Below are 14009 nucleotides of genomic sequence, written 5' to 3' on the forward strand. Positions count from 1 at the left end.
GACGGAGTTCGACCCCGAGCCATGCTCAATACGCTGCGCAAGATCGTCCAGGAAGTTAACTCCGCCAAGGATCTCAAGGCGGCGTTGGGGATTATTGTGTTGCGCGTCAAAGAGGCCATGGGCAGCCAGGTCTGCTCGGTCTACCTGCTTGATCCAGAGACCAACCGCTTCGTGCTGATGGCCACCGAGGGCTTGAACAAGCGCTCGATCGGCAAAGTCAGCATGGCACCCAACGAAGGTCTGGTCGGCCTGGTCGGCACGCGTGAAGAACCCCTGAACCTCGAAAACGCCGCGGATCACCCGCGCTACCGTTACTTCGCCGAGACCGGTGAAGAACGCTACGCCTCGTTCCTCGGGGCGCCGATCATTCACCACCGTCGCGTTGTCGGCGTGTTGGTCATTCAGCAAAAAGAACGCCGCCAGTTCGATGAAGGTGAAGAAGCCTTCCTCGTGACCATGAGCGCGCAGCTCGCCGGTGTTATCGCCCACGCCGAGGCCACCGGTTCGATCCGTGGCCTGGGCCGTCAGGGCAAAGGTATCCAGGAAGCAAAGTTCGTCGGCGTACCGGGTTCGCCGGGCGCGGCGGTCGGGACCGCGGTCGTCATGCTGCCGCCGGCCGATCTGGATGTGGTGCCGGACAAGACCATCGTCGACATCGACGCGGAACTTGGTCTGTTCAAGACCGCCATCGAAGGCGTGCGCGCCGACATGCGGGCCTTGTCCGCCAAGTTGGCGACCCAGCTGCGGCCTGAAGAACGGGCGCTGTTCGACGTTTACCTGATGATGCTCGACGATGCCTCGCTCGGCAGCGAAATCACCACCGTGATCAAGACCGGTCAGTGGGCCCAGGGCGCGTTGCGTCAGGTGGTCACCGAACACGTCAACCGTTTCGAATTGATGGACGACGCCTACCTGCGTGAGCGCGCCTCGGACGTCAAGGACCTCGGTCGGCGCTTGCTCGCCTACTTGCAGGAAGAGCGCCAGCAGACCCTGGTCTACCCCGACAACACCATTCTGGTCAGCGAAGAACTGACGCCGGCCATGCTCGGCGAGGTGCCGGAAGGCAAGCTGGTCGGTCTGGTGTCGGTACTCGGTTCCGGCAACTCCCACGTGGCGATCCTGGCGCGCGCCATGGGCATCCCGACAGTGATGGGCCTGGTCGACCTGCCGTATTCCAAGGTCGATGGCATCCAGATGATCGTCGACGGCTACCACGGCGAGGTCTACACCAACCCGAGTGACGTGCTGCGCAAGCAGTTCGCCGATGTGGTCGAGGAAGAGAAGCAACTGGCCCTGGGGCTGGATGCATTGCGGGACTTGCCGTGTGTGACGGTCGACGGTCACCGCATGCCGCTGTGGGTCAACACTGGCCTGCTGGCGGACGTGGCGCGGGCGCAGAAGCGCGGTGCCGAGGGTGTGGGTCTGTATCGCACCGAAGTGCCGTTCATGATCAACCAGCGCTTCCCGAGCGAAAAAGAGCAGTTGGCGATCTATCGCGAGCAACTCGCCGCGTTCCATCCGCAACCGGTGACCATGCGTAGCCTGGACATCGGCGGCGACAAGTCGCTGTCGTACTTCCCGATCAAGGAAGACAACCCGTTCCTCGGCTGGCGCGGCATCCGCGTGACCCTTGACCACCCGGAAATCTTTCTGGTGCAGACCCGCGCCATGCTCAAGGCCAGCGAAGGCCTGAACAACCTGCGCATTCTGCTGCCGATGATTTCCGGTACTCACGAACTGGAAGAGGCCCTGCACCTGATCCATCGGGCCTGGGGCGAAGTCCGCGACGAAGGCACCGACGTGCCGATGCCGCCGGTTGGCGTGATGATCGAGATTCCGGCGGCGGTGTATCAGACCAAGGAACTGGCGCGGCAAGTGGACTTCCTGTCGGTCGGCTCCAATGACCTGACCCAGTACCTGCTGGCCGTGGACCGCAACAACCCACGGGTGGCCGACCTCTACGACTATCTGCATCCGGCCGTGTTGCAAGCCTTGCAGAACGTGGTGCGCGACGCGCATGCCGAAGGCAAGCCCGTGAGTATCTGCGGCGAAATGGCCGGTGACCCGGCAGCGGCAGTGCTGTTGATGGCGATGGGCTTCGACAGCCTGTCGATGAACGCCACCAACTTGCCGAAAGTGAAGTGGATGCTGCGTCAGATCAACCTGAGCAAGGCCAAGGAATTGCTCGCGGAGCTGATGACCATCGACAACCCGCAAGTTATCCACAGCTCGCTGCAGTTGGCGCTGAAGAACCTTGGGTTGGCGCGGATGATTAATCCGGCTTCGGTCAAAACCCTCTAAGCCTGCACTGGCCCCATCGCGAGCAGGCTCGCTCCCACAGTTGATTTCTGTCGTGCACAAAATCTGTGTTCACAGAAAATCCAATGTGGGAGCGAGCCTGCTCGCGATGGGGTCAGTTCTGACGATACCGATCTAAATCCTGACCTCTACTTCTCCAAGATGCCCCCCATACGGCCCGAAACTCCGTTCGACCATATGCCGCGCCCCATCCGCCTGAACGATCAACGCCGTGCTCGCCCGCGTCCCATAAGTCGGGCTCTTGATAAATACGCTCGACAGCAACGTCTCGGTGGCCTGTCCCACGCCAGTGTCCGGTAGCTCGACAAGCGGCGCCGTCTGCGGGTCGCTGAGCAAGGCCAGCAGCGCCTGCGGCTGCGGATCACCCAATACCTCGCTCAACGCTGCCTTGGCCTTGAGCACTTTTGGCCACGGCGTATCCAGCCCCGCGTTCGATAACCCATAAACCCCTGGGTTGAGCATGACTGCCTCCGTCTCCCGGGCATTAAAGTGCCATAGCTCATTGGCATCACCGATCAGCAGGTTAAACCCGGCGTATTCCGGCGAACGTGCAATAACGTCGCTAAAATAGTCGCCAATCGACATATCCCCGCTGAGAAAGTGCGCCACCAGTTCACCCCGCGATTTGCGCGCCGGTGGCTGAAGGGGATCACGAATGTTGGTCAGTGCCGCGAAGCGCCTGTTGGCGCCGACACCGAGCCACGTACCGCCGGCCTCAAGGTCGCGACCGGCATACACCTGTGGGGCATGCGGCCATTGCGCCAGGGGCAGACTGGGTCGGGCATAGAATTCGTCGCGGTTGGCCGCCACGATCAGCGGCTGGGCGTGACCCGGCCGCCAGGCAAAAACAATCAGGCACATAAGGTGGTCCTTGTGTGTTTTTTGCTCACTCTACGCAGACATCGCTCATCGATCCATCGCCATCCACAGTGGAGCCCGAGGCCATGCATCCGTTACCATGCCGCTCCTGTTTTGGGATGCTTGGGGTGCGGCCATGGAATTTCTGCTCTATCTGGCGCTGGGCGCCTGTGCGGGCGTGCTGGCCGGGCTGTTCGGGGTAGGCGGCGGGATCATCATCGTCCCGGTGCTGGTGTTCAGTTTCACCTTGCAGGGATTTGATGCATCGATCCTGACGCACCTGGCGGTCGGCACCTCCTTGGCGACGATCATTTTTACCTCGGTCAATGCGGTCCGCGAGCACCATCGCCGCGGCGCCGTGCGTTGGCCGATTTTTGCCTGGATGACCGTCGGCATTCTGATCGGTGCCGGTTTCGGCGCGCTGACTGCCGAGGCGATCTCCGGGCCGCATTTGCAGAAGATCATCGGCGTATTCGCGCTGATCATCGCTGTTCAACTCGCTTTGGACTTCAAACCCAAGGCCAGCCGAACGGTGCCCGGTAAAGTCGGTCTGACCGTGGCCGGCAGTGTGATTGGCTGGGCCTCGGCGATTTTCGGCATCGGCGGCGGCTCGTTGACCGTGCCGTTCCTCACCTGGCGCAGTGTGCCGATGCAGCAAGCGGTGGCCACGTCGTCGGCCTGTGGCCTGCCCATCGCCTTGGCAAGTGCATTAAGTTTCATGATTCTGGGCTGGCACGATCCACTGCTGCCGGCCCATAGTCTCGGTTTTGTGTATTTGCCGGCGCTGTTGGGGATCGCCCTGACCAGCATGGTCTTCGCCCGCTTAGGTGCGCGACTGGCCCACACGTTATCGCCGCGCTTGCTGAAAAGACTGTTTGCCGCTTTGCTGTTTTGCGTCGGCTTGAACTTCTTGCTCTGACGTAGCGCAATCCTGGCTTAATCCTGAGGTGGCAGCGTCGCCCGGGAATTTTGAAGGTTTCAACTTTAACGAGGAGTCGCAATGCTGCCTTACCCGCAGATCGACCCGGTGGCCCTGGCCATCGGTCCGCTGAAAATCCACTGGTACGGCCTGATGTACCTGGTCGGCATCGGCGGCGCTTGGCTGCTGGCGTCCCGTCGGCTGAACCGCTTCGACCCGACCTGGACCAAGGAGAAACTCTCCGACATGGTGTTCTGGATGTCGATGGGTGTCATCGTCGGCGGCCGCTTGGGTTATGTGCTGTTTTACGATCTGAGCGCTTACCTGGCCAACCCGATGCTGATCTTCGAAGTGTGGAAGGGCGGCATGTCGTTCCACGGCGGCTTCATCGGCGTGATGCTCGCGGCGTTGTGGTTCGGTAAAAAGAACAACAAGTCGTTCTTCCAGCTGATGGACTTCGTCGCGCCGATGGTGCCGATCGGCCTGGGTGCCGGGCGCATCGGTAACTTCATCAACGCCGAATTGTGGGGCAAGCCGACCGACGTGCCGTGGGCGATGATCTTCCCACCGTTCAGCGACCCGTCGCAGTTGCCGCGTCATCCGTCGCAGCTGTACCAGTTCGCACTGGAAGGCGTGGCCCTGTTCGCGATCCTCTGGCTGTTCTCGCGCAAGCCGCGGCCGACCATGGCGGTGTCCGGGATGTTCGCGCTGTTCTATGGCATCTTCCGCTTCATCGTCGAATTCGTTCGGGTACCGGACGCGCAACTGGGCTATCTGGCCTGGAACTGGCTGACCATGGGCCAGGTGCTGTGCGTACCGATGATCGTCGGCGGGCTGTTCCTGATCTGGCTGGCTTATCGACGCGCCCCGGCGGCCCCCGCAGCTGCTGTGTAAGAAGCAGGCGCTAAAAATTCGAACCCCGGGGCGACAGTCCCGGGTTCAAGGACACAGGTAATTCATGAAGCAATATCTCGAACTGGTCGCCCACGTCATCAAGAACGGCACCAAACAGGCCAATCGCACGGGCGTGAACACCATCAGCTTTCCGGGCGCAATGCTGCGCTTCGATCTGCAGGAAGGTTTCCCGGCGATCACCACTCGCAAGATGGCCTTCAAATCCGCCATCGGCGAGATGTGCGGTTTTCTGCGGGGGGTGAACAACGCCGCTGAATTCCGTGCGTTGGGTTGCAAGGTCTGGGACCAGAACGCCAACGAAAACGCCCAATGGCTGGCCAACCCGTTCCGTCAGGGTGAAGACGACCTCGGCGAGATCTACGGCGTGCAATGGCGCAAATGGCCGGCGTACAAACAGATCCCGGTCAGCAACCAGGCCGCCATCGAGCAGACGCTGAGCCAGGGTTATCGTCAGATTGCCGAAGGCGAAGAAGACGGCCAGGCCTACGTGGTGCTGTACAAGGCGATCGACCAGATCCGCCAGTGCGTCGACACCATCATCAAGGACCCGGGCAGCCGTCGCATTCTGTTCCACGGCTGGAACGTCGCCCAGCTCGACGAAATGGCCCTGCCGCCGTGCCACTTGCTGTACCAGTTCCACCCGAATGTCGAGACCAAAGAGATTTCTTTGACCCTCTACATCCGCTCCAATGATCTGGGCCTGGGTACGCCGTTCAACCTCACCGAAGGCGCCGCGCTGCTGAGCCTGATCGGTCGCCTGACCGGTTACACACCGCGTTGGTTCACCTATTTCATCGGCGATGCCCACGTCTACGAAAACCACCTGGACATGCTCAACGAACAGCTCAAGCGCGAGCCGTTCCCGATGCCGAAACTGGTGATTTCCGACCGCGTGCCGGAGTTTGCCAAGACCGGTGTTTATCAGCCTGAGTGGCTGGAGCAGATCGAGCCGAGCGATTTCTCGCTGGAAGGCTATGAGCACCACGCACCGATGACCGCGCCGATGGCGGTCTGATTCAGGCACCGCTTCGCGGTGTTCGCGGGCAAGCCTCGCTCCTACAGTATCGAGTGAACCTGTAGGAGCGAGGCTTGCCCGCGAATGCGTCCTCAATGCCCATGACTTCTCCCGACATGGGAATGCTCAACCTCCGTCGCCACCACCCCGCCGCTCACTTCCAGCCGCTGCAAAATCCCGCACTGATCGATATCCGGCCCTTCGCTGCAGCGTTGGCGCAGGTCGAGCAGTTGTGTCTGCAAGGCGAGCAAACCGTCGATCCGTGCCTTCACATGGCGGATGTGTTCGTCGATCAACGCGTTGACGTTTTCACATTGATCCTGCGGGCTGTCGCGCAGGGCCAGCAGGCTGCGGATTTCCTCGAGGGTCATGTCGAGGGTTCGGCAATTGCGGATGAAAGTCAGGCGTTCGGCGTGGGCCTGGGTGTAGACGCGGTAATTGCCGTCGCTGCGGGCCGGCTCCGGCAGCAGGTTTTCGCGCTCGTAGTAGCGGATGGTTTCCACGGCGCAGTCGGTGAGTTTCGCCAGTTCTCCGATTTTCATCGCGACAATCTCCAAAAGGGTGCTTGACCCTATAGTGGCTACAGGGTCTTTACTTGGCAACAGGCACCTTCATGGACGCGACCAATGAGCGATTCTCTTCACACCCACAAACCCGAGGCTGATCACGATCACGATCACGATCACGATCACAGCCACAAGCTGCAGCCCGTGCCCCAGCATGGCCACGGAAGCCATGACCATGGCAGTCACGGCGATTCCTGCTGTTCCTCCAAAGCCGCGGCGCCATCGCTGATCAAGTTGAGCGAGACGCCGACCGCCGGCGCGCGGCTGAGCAGTTTCCGCATCGAGGCGATGGACTGCCCGACCGAGCAGACGCTGATCCAGAACAAACTCGGGAAGCTTTCGGGTGTGCAGCAACTGGAATTCAACCTGATCAATCGGGTATTGGGCGTGACCCATGACCTGCCAAGCACCATGCCGATCATCGACGCGATCAAGTCCCTCGGCATGCACGCTGAGCCACTGGAACAAGGCGTCGAAGCGCCAACTCCTGTGCCAGAGAAAAAACCTTGGTGGCCATTGGCGCTGTCCGGCGTTGGTGCGCTGGCGGCTGAAGTTATCCACTTCACCAATGCGGCGCCAAACTGGGCGGTGGCAATTATCGCGCTGATCTCGATCCTCAGCGGTGGCCTCAGCACGTACAAAAAGGGCTGGATCGCCCTGAAGAACCTCAACCTGAACATCAATGCGCTGATGAGCATCGCGGTGACCGGTGCGATCCTGATCGGTCAATGGCCGGAAGCGGCGATGGTGATGTTCCTGTTCACCGTGGCCGAGTTGATTGAAGCCAAGTCCCTGGACCGGGCACGCAACGCCATCGGCGGGCTGATGCAGATGACCCCCGAGCAAGCCACGGTGCAGCAGGCCGACGGCAATTGGCTCGTGCAACCGGTTAAAAATATCGAACTGGGTGCGCGGGTGCGGGTGCGTCCCGGCGAGCGGATCGGTCTGGACGGCGAGGTGCTGTCCGGCAACTCGACCATCGATCAGGCGCCGATCACTGGCGAAAGCCTGCCGGTAGAGAAAACCGTCGGCGACAAGGTGTTCGCCGGCACCATCAATCAGTCCGGCTCGCTGGAATACACCGTGACTGCCGAGGCCAGCCACTCAACCCTGGCGCGCATCATTCATGCCGTGGAACAGGCCCAAGGGGCGCGGGCGCCGACCCAGCGTTTCGTCGACGCCTTCTCGAAAATCTACACCCCGGCGGTGTTCATTCTGGCCCTGGCCGTGGCGGTGATTCCACCGCTGTTCATGGATGCATTGTGGTTCGACTGGATTTACCGGGCGCTGGTGTTGCTGGTGGTCGCCTGCCCGTGCGCATTGGTGATTTCCACCCCGGTGACCATCGTCAGCGGCCTCGCGGCAGCGGCGCGCAAAGGGATTCTGGTCAAGGGCGGCGTCTACCTGGAGCACGGCCACAAACTCGATTACCTGGCCCTCGACAAGACTGGCACCCTCACTCACGGCAAACCGGCGCAGACCGACTATCTGTCCCTCGACCCGACCGCGGATGAAACAGCCCCGGCCATTGCGGCGGCGCTGGCCGGCCGTTCGGATCACCCGGTATCGCTGGCCATCGCCAATGCGGCTGTGGATGCCGTTGTGGATAGCCCGCGCGCGCCGCTGATTGTGGATAACTTCGAAGCCCTGGCGGGTCGGGGTGTGCGCGGCGAGATCAACGGTGAGGTCTACCACTTGGGTAACCACCGCCTGGTGGAAGATTTGGGCCTGTGTTCTCCAGCGCTGGAAGAGAAACTGTTCGCTCTGGAGAAACAGGGCAAGTCCGTGGTTCTGTTGCTCGACAAATCGGGTCCCTTGGCATTGTTTGCCGTCGCGGACACAGTGAAAGCATCCAGTCGCGAAGCAATCCAGCAGTTGCATGAGTTGGGCATCAAAACCCTGATGCTGACCGGCGACAACGTCCATACCGCTCAGGTCATCGCCGCCCATGTGGGCATCGATCAGGCGCAGGGCGATCTGTTGCCGACCGAGAAGCTGCAAGCCATCGAAAAACTGTATGCCCAGGGCCATCGGGTCGGGATGGTCGGCGACGGCATCAACGACGCCCCGGCACTGGCACGGGCCGAGATCGGTTTCGCCATGGCGGCGGCCGGTACCGATACCGCGATCGAAACCGCCGATGTCGCCCTGATGGACGACGATCTGCGCAAGATCCCGGCTTTCATCCGCCTGTCGCGGCAGACCTCGAGCATCCTCAAACAGAACATTGCCCTCGCATTGGTCATCAAAGCGATCTTTCTTGGGGTAACCTTTGCCGGGCTCGCCACCATGTGGATGGCGGTGTTCGCCGACATGGGCGTGAGCCTGTTGGTGGTGTTCAACGGTTTGCGCCTGTTGCGTAAATAGACGATGGGGAAAGGGTGTGCTGAGTGCCGAGCTGAAGGCGTTTTACATGGTTGCCCGGCTGGGCAGCATTACCCTGGCGGCGAAAAAACTCGGCCTGAGCCAACCCACGGTGACGACCCAGATTCGGCATCTGGAAAGCCAGTACTCGGTTGAGCTGTTCTACCGTGGCGGTCGCCGCCTCAGCGTCAGCGACGAAGGCGCGCGGTTGTTGCCGATGGTCAAGGCGCTGTTGCAGCAGGAAGCCGACATCGAGTTTTTCCTGCGTAACAGCGGTCAGGTCCAGGGTACGTTGCGCATCGCCGCCACGGCGCCGTATTACATCCTCGATCTGGTGAAGACCTTTCGCGAACGCTTGCCGCAGGTGGAGGTGTCGGTGGAGATCGGCAACTCCCAACAGGTGCTCGAAGCGCTGGAGGATTACCGGGTCGATGTCGCCGCGTCCTCGCAGTTGCTGGACGATGCGCGGCTGATCCGCCGGGTGCTCGGCAGCGATCCGCTGGTGCTGGCGGTGCATCGTCATCATCCGTTGGCCGTGCACGATCACGTGCCGCTGAGCGCGTTGGCGGGGCATACCTTATTGATGCGTGAGCCGGGCTCGACCACTCGGCGCTTGACCGAAGAGCTGTTGGCCAGCGCCGGGGTGAGTTTCGGGCCGTTGCTGGAGATTGGCAGCCGCGAGTCGATTCGTGAGGCGGTGTTGCGCAACATCGGTATCAGCATCATTGCCCGGCAGGAAGTGCCGCATGATCCGCAATTGCGGGTGCTGACTATCGAGAATGCGCCGCAGATTCCTGAGTATCTGTACTGCCTCAAGGAGCGAAAAGGGGCGCGGCTGCCGGCGGCGTTTCTGGGGTTGGCGCAGGAAATGGCTCCGGCCTGAGACGTGTGGCGATGCTGATGGCCTCTTCGCGGGCAAGCCTCGCTCCTACAGGTTGATCGCATTCCCCTGTAGGAGCGAGGCTTGCCCGCGATGACGCCAGATCAAACAACACAGAACCTGAACCCCCAACCAAAATCCCCGAATACCACTATCGGCCGTTTTTGCCTCGCTGCCACATGACGGACGCATTACAAACCTAGGATGACCCTCATCTGCTTGATGAGGCCTGTCCATGAACCACTCGACTGCAACTGCCCTGACCAACCCCGGCGCGCCGATGAAAGTGCGCGGTGTGCAGAAACGCTTCGGCGCATTTACCGCGCTGGATAACGTTTCCCTCGACGTGGCGGCCGGTGAATTGGTGTGTCTGTTGGGGCCGTCGGGCTGTGGCAAAACCACCTTGCTGCGCTGCATCGCCGGCCTTGAGAAACAAGACAGCGGCGAGTTGTACCTGGGCGATCGCGACGTTTCCCACCTGGCACCTCAGGCACGGGACTACGGCATTCTCTTCCAGTCCTACGCACTGTTCCCCAATCTCAGCGTCGAGGCGAACATTGCCTACGGCCTCGCCGGCAGTGGTCGCGATGAAGTGCGCCGGCGTGTCGGTCAGATGCTGGAACTGGTCGGCCTGACCGGCAGTGAGAAAAAGTACCCCGGCCAGTTATCCGGCGGTCAGCAGCAACGGGTCGCACTGGCTCGCGCCCTGGCTCCGGCGCCGTCCTTGTTGCTGTTGGACGAACCCATGTCGGCGCTCGACGCCCGGGTCCGTGAGCATCTATGCACCGAACTGCGCCAATTGCAGCGCAACCTCGGCGTCACCACCCTGATGGTCACCCACAATCAGGACGAAGCCATGCTGATGGCCGACCGCATCGCCGTGATGAACAACGGCAAGGTCGAGCAGTACGCCACGCCACAGGAAATCTACGACCGCCCGGCCACACCGTTTGTCGCGGAGTTCGTCGGTCAGGGCAACTGGTTGCCGTTCCACCGCAGCAGCGACAGCCATGCGCAGGTTGGCGGGATGAACATGCGCCTGGCCGAAGGCAGTGCCAAAACGGCCTCGGGCCGTTTGTTCTGCCGCCCCGAGGCGATCAACGTCAACCCGCCGGTGCATGAAGAGAATCTGTTCCCGGCCAAGGTTCGCGAGATCACTTTTCTCGGCAACCGCTGCCGCATGAGCTTCGAACTCGATCAACTGCCGGGTCATGCATTGCTGGCGGAACTGGCGCCGGAAGCCATGCCGCGTCTCGGCGCCCAACAGATCATGGTCGCCTTGCCGCCGCGCAGCCTGCAGGTGTTTGCCTGATGAGCGCGAATGTCGCGCTGCCGATACCGCACAAGCAGGTTCGGCAGACCTCCCGTGTCGAGATCGGCGATCGGCTGTTCGTGGTCGGCGGCAAGGTTCTGTTGCTGGTGTTGCTCGGCGTCGCGGTGTTGATGCCGTTGCTGGCGATCTTCTGGCGTGGCTTCAGCTCGGAAGCGGGACAGGGTGGGGGGCTTGTTGCCGCCCGTGAGCTGGTGACCAGCGCCAATTTTCATTGGCTGCTGAGTAATAGCCTGAAAGTGTCCCTTAGCGTCGCGGCCATCGTCGTACCGCTGGCCTATCTGTTTGCCTACGCTCTGCAACGTACGTTGATTCCCGGTAAAGGCATCTGGCGCGGTATGTCGCTGTTGCCGCTGATGGCGCCGTCGATGCTGCCGGGGATTGCGCTGGTTTATCTGTTCGGCAATCAGGGCATGCTGCGCGGTTTGCTCTCGGACAACATCTACGGCTTCTGGGGCATTGTTCTGGGCGAGGTCATCTACACCTTCCCACACGCCTTGATGATTTTGCTGTCGGCGCTGTCCCTGGCGGATGCGCGACTGTTCGATGCCGCCTCCAGCATGGGCGCGAGTCCGGCGAAAGCCTTTCGCAGCATCACCTGGCCGGCGACCCGTCAGGCGGTGTTCGCGGCGTTCTGCCTCGTATTCACCCTGACCATCACCGACTTCGGCGTGCCCGTGGTGGTCGGTGGCGACTATCAAGTGCTGGCACTGGAAGCCTACAAAGCCGTGGTCGGCCAGCAACAATTCGGTCGCGGCGCGCTGATCGGCATGGTCTTGCTGCTGCCGGCGCTGTTCAGCTTCGGTGTCGACGCCTGGTTGCGTCGGCGTCATGGCGACTCCATGAGCGGTCGGGCACAAGTCTTCAAACCGGCACCGTCGAAACTGCGCGACGGCTGCTACCTGGCGATCGTGCTGCTGATCTGCGCGGTATTGCTGCTGGTGTTCGGCATGGCGGTGTACTCATCGCTGGTGAAATTCTGGCCGTACAACCTGTCGCTGTCGCTCAGCCATTACCAGTTCAACGACACGGCGGGCGGCGGTTGGCTGGCCTACGGCAACAGCGTGAAGATGGCGTTGTGTACGGCGTTGATCGGCAGTGTGCTGATCTTCACCGGTGCCTACCTGATGGAAAAAACCAAGGGCCAGCGTGGGCTGAATCTGACACTGCGCATGCTCAGTTTCGTACCGATGGCGGTGCCGGGTCTGGTGCTGGGCCTGGGTTACGTTTTCTTCTTCAACCTCACCGGCAATCCGCTGCATGTGCTCTACGGGACCATGACCCTGCTGGTGGTCTGCACCATTGCTCACTATCTGACCACCGCACAAATGACCGCCACCACCGCGCTGCGCCAACTCGATGCCGAGTTCGAAGCCGCCGCGCTGTCGCTCAAGGCGCCGCTGTACCGGCATTACCTGCGGGTCACCGTGCCGATCTGCCTGCCGGCGTTGCTGGATATCGTGCGCTACCTGTTCGTCTCGGCCATGACCACCGTCTCGGCGGCGATCTTCCTCTACAGCCCCGACACCCTCCTCGCGGCGGTGGCGGTGCTGAACATGGACGACGCCGGCAATGTCGGCGGCGCGGCGGCGATGTCGACCCTGATTCTGTTCACTTCGGCGGGCGTGTCCCTGCTGCTGGCCTGGGCTTCGCGCGGTTTGTTGCGACGCTCCCAGGCCTGGCGGCAGACCGCGCCCGGCCATTGATTTGCCCCCACACACCTCAACTCAAACAGGAAACGATCATGTTCAAGCCTTTGGCCCTGGCCGCTGCTGTCCTCACCGCTTTCAGCCTGAACGCCTTTGCGGCGAAAACCGAGTTGACGGTGTACACCGCCCTCGAAGCCGAACAACTGAAGACCTACAAAGAGGCCTTCGAAAAGGCCAATCCTGACGTCGAGATCAAGTGGGTGCGTGATTCCACCGGCATCATCACCGCCAAACTGCTGGCCGAAAAAGCCCGCCCGCAAGCTGACGCGGTGTGGGGCCTGGCGGCGTCGAGCCTGGCGATTCTCGATCAGCAAGGCATGCTGCAAAGCTACGCGCCGAAGGACCTGGGCAAGATCGGCGGCAACTATCGTGACGCGGCAAACCCACCGGCCTGGGTTGGCATGGACGTCTGGGCAGCGACCATTTGCTTCAACACGGTCGAGGCCGAAAAGCAGGGTTTGAGCAAACCCGTGAGCTGGCAGGACCTGACCAAGCCTGAGTACAAAGGCAAAATCGTCATGCCTAACCCGGCCTCGTCCGGCACCGGTTTTCTCGACGTCAGCGCCTGGCTGCAGACCTTCGGCGAGAAGCAGGGCTGGCAGTACATGGACGACCTGCACCAGAACATCGGCCAGTACGTTCACTCCGGTTCCAAGCCGTGCAAACTCGCCGCCGCCGGGGAATTCCCGATCGGTATTTCCTTTGAGTACCCGGCCGTTCAGTTGAAGCGCCAGGGCGCGCCGCTGGACATCATCCTGCCGAAAGAAGGCCTGGGCTGGGAGATCGAAGCCACCGCCGTGATCAAAGGCACACCGCACGAAGACGCGGCGAAGAAGCTGGCTGACTTCTCTGCAAGCCCGGCGGCAATGGAGCTTTATAAAGAGAACTTCGCGGTGCTCGCGCAACCGGGTATCGCCAAGCCACAGACCGAACTGCCGGCTGATTATGAGCAACGCCTGATCAAGAACGACTTTGCCTGGGCCTCGAAGAATCGCGACGAGATCCTCACCGAATGGCGCAAGCGTTATGACGGCAAGTCCGAGAAAGTGGCTGCCAAGTAAATCTTCGTAGGCTGACAGGGCCCCATCGCGAGCAGGCTCGCTCCCACATTGGAATGCGTTCCCCTGTGGGAGC

11 protein-coding genes are annotated in these 14009 nt (G+C 61.5%); 9 read left to right on the forward strand and 2 right to left on the reverse strand.

The features are described 5' to 3' along the window. The first annotated feature begins 21 nt into the window (after positions 1 to 21). Positions 22 to 2301 (forward strand): phosphoenolpyruvate--protein phosphotransferase, encoded by a 2280-nt coding sequence (gene ptsP / locus KGB14_RS18710; RefSeq protein WP_223488223.1) that lies wholly within the window; start codon positions 22 to 24, stop codon positions 2299 to 2301. Between the two features lie 132 nt (positions 2302 to 2433). On the opposite strand, the gene KGB14_RS18715 is transcribed toward ptsP, so the two are convergent. Continuing rightward, entirely contained in the window at positions 2434 to 3180 is a 747-nt protein-coding gene (locus tag KGB14_RS18715; RefSeq protein ID WP_223488224.1) for an NRDE family protein, read from the reverse strand. Positions 3181 to 3313: 133 nt separating this feature from the next. On the opposite strand from KGB14_RS18715, the gene KGB14_RS18720 reads away from it, so the two are divergent. From KGB14_RS18720 to KGB14_RS18730, 3 genes are all read left to right on the forward strand, one after another. Beyond that, positions 3314 to 4096, forward strand: coding sequence for a sulfite exporter TauE/SafE family protein (locus KGB14_RS18720; protein WP_223488225.1), 783 nt, complete (start codon positions 3314 to 3316; stop codon positions 4094 to 4096). 81 nt (positions 4097 to 4177) lie between these two features. Further along, entirely contained in the window at positions 4178 to 4990 is an 813-nt protein-coding gene (gene lgt, locus KGB14_RS18725) for a prolipoprotein diacylglyceryl transferase (protein ID WP_223488226.1), read from the forward strand. 64 nt (positions 4991 to 5054) lie between these two features. Beyond that, entirely contained in the window at positions 5055 to 6026 is a 972-nt protein-coding gene (locus KGB14_RS18730; RefSeq protein ID WP_223488227.1) for a thymidylate synthase, read from the forward strand. A 92-nt stretch (positions 6027 to 6118) separates the two neighbouring features. Here the strand turns inward: KGB14_RS18730 and cadR are convergent, their stop codons facing one another. After that, on the reverse strand, positions 6119 to 6568 hold the full coding sequence (gene cadR / locus KGB14_RS18735) for a Cd(II)/Pb(II)-responsive transcriptional regulator (RefSeq protein WP_223488228.1): 450 nt from the start codon (positions 6566 to 6568) through the stop codon (positions 6119 to 6121). 84 nt (positions 6569 to 6652) lie between these two features. On the opposite strand from cadR, the gene KGB14_RS18740 reads away from it, so the two are divergent. The 5 genes from KGB14_RS18740 (at position 6653) to KGB14_RS18760 (ending at position 13936) form a co-directional block, all read left to right on the forward strand. Further along, a complete protein-coding gene (locus KGB14_RS18740) occupies positions 6653 to 8959 on the forward strand; it encodes a heavy metal translocating P-type ATPase (protein ID WP_223488229.1) in 2307 nt (768 codons plus the stop codon). 16 nt (positions 8960 to 8975) lie between these two features. Next, on the forward strand, positions 8976 to 9839 hold the full coding sequence (locus KGB14_RS18745) for a LysR family transcriptional regulator (RefSeq protein WP_223488230.1): 864 nt from the start codon (positions 8976 to 8978) through the stop codon (positions 9837 to 9839). A gap of 232 nt (positions 9840 to 10071) precedes the next feature. Beyond that, complete coding sequence (locus KGB14_RS18750; protein WP_223488231.1) at positions 10072 to 11148, forward strand: putative 2-aminoethylphosphonate ABC transporter ATP-binding protein; 1077 nt, start codon at positions 10072 to 10074, stop codon at positions 11146 to 11148. Continuing rightward, complete coding sequence (locus KGB14_RS18755) at positions 11148 to 12872, forward strand: putative 2-aminoethylphosphonate ABC transporter permease subunit (RefSeq protein ID WP_223488232.1); 1725 nt, start codon at positions 11148 to 11150, stop codon at positions 12870 to 12872. Before KGB14_RS18750 ends, KGB14_RS18755 begins: the two co-directional genes overlap by 1 nt. A gap of 38 nt (positions 12873 to 12910) precedes the next feature. Continuing rightward, positions 12911 to 13936, forward strand: a complete 1026-nt coding sequence (locus tag KGB14_RS18760; protein ID WP_123719723.1) for a putative 2-aminoethylphosphonate ABC transporter substrate-binding protein — start codon at positions 12911 to 12913, stop codon at positions 13934 to 13936. The last annotated feature ends 73 nt before the right edge of the window (positions 13937 to 14009 follow it).

Source organism: Pseudomonas sp. A-RE-19 (assembly GCF_019956555.1).
In the GTDB taxonomy this organism is placed as follows: domain Bacteria; phylum Pseudomonadota; class Gammaproteobacteria; order Pseudomonadales; family Pseudomonadaceae; genus Aquipseudomonas.